Below are 1,191 nucleotides of genomic sequence, written 5' to 3' on the forward strand. Positions count from 1 at the left end.
ATGGGGGCAGGAGCAAGCGCAGACGTCTTTTTCTTCGCCAATAAAATTCCTAATTTTTTACGACGTTTGTTTGCTGAGGGGGCTTTTTCTCAAGCGTTTGTCCCTGTTTTAACGGAGAATCACGCTCAAGGTGATATGGACAAAACACGCGAGTTGATTGCTCGTGCTGCCGGTACGTTAGGGGTTATTGTCTCTATTGTTACCGTGCTGGGCGTGCTGGGCTCTGGTGTGGTAACCGCGCTGTTTGGTTTTGGCTGGTTTTTAGACTGGATGCATGGTGGGCCGGCCGCAGAGAACTTTGAGCTAGCCAGTCTGATGCTCAAAATTACCTTCCCTTATTTATGGTTCATCACCTTTGTTGCGCTTTCCGGAGCCATTCTTAATACACTCGGCAAGTTTGCCGTCTCCTCATTCACTCCGGTCTTTTTGAATGTCATGATCATTCTGGCGGCTTGGTTTATCTCGCCACAGATGTCTCAACCGGAAATCGGTCTGGCTATCGGTGTGTTTTTAGGTGGTTTGGTTCAGTTCTTATTCCAAATTCCTTTCCTTATTAAAGCGGGCGTGATGGTTAAGCCTAAGTGGGGGTGGCGCGATCCTGGGGTGGTAAAAATCCGCACGTTGATGATTCCCGCTTTGTTTGGCGTCTCTGTCAGTCAAATCAACCTGCTATTTGATACTTTTATTGCCAGCTTTCTACAAACTGGCTCAATCAGTTGGTTGTATTATTCCGATCGTTTGTTGGAGTTCCCGCTGGGGCTGTTTGGTATTGCGATTGCGACGGTGATTTTGCCTGCGCTGTCTCGTAAACATGTGGACTCGCAGAGCGAAGGTTTTGCACATACCATGGATTGGGGCGTTCGCATGGTAACGCTGCTCGGGATTCCGGCGATGTTGGGTTTGATGGCGTTGGCGAAGCCGATGTTGATGGTGCTATTTATGCGCGGTGAGTTCTCTCCACAAGATGTGCACCAAGCGTCTCTGTCGTTGCTCGCTTACGCATCTGGCCTATTGAATTTCATGTTAATTAAAGTGTTGGCGCCAGGCTATTACTCACGTCAAGACACAAAAACGCCAGTGAAATACGGCATCATCGCGATGGTGACTAACATGGTGTTCAACGCAATTTTCGCCTATTTCTACGGTTACGTCGGCTTGGCTATTGCTACGGCATTGTCAGCGTTCGTCAAC

Annotated in this window: 1 protein-coding gene; it reads left to right on the forward strand. The window is 48.5% G+C overall.

From position 1 onward, the window contains the following. Positions 1-1,191: murein biosynthesis integral membrane protein MurJ (gene murJ / locus R7P67_RS25345; RefSeq protein ID WP_318086388.1), on the forward strand; the 1,191-nt coding region annotated here is incomplete at both ends.

Source organism: Vibrio sp. Vb0937, assembly GCF_033338855.1.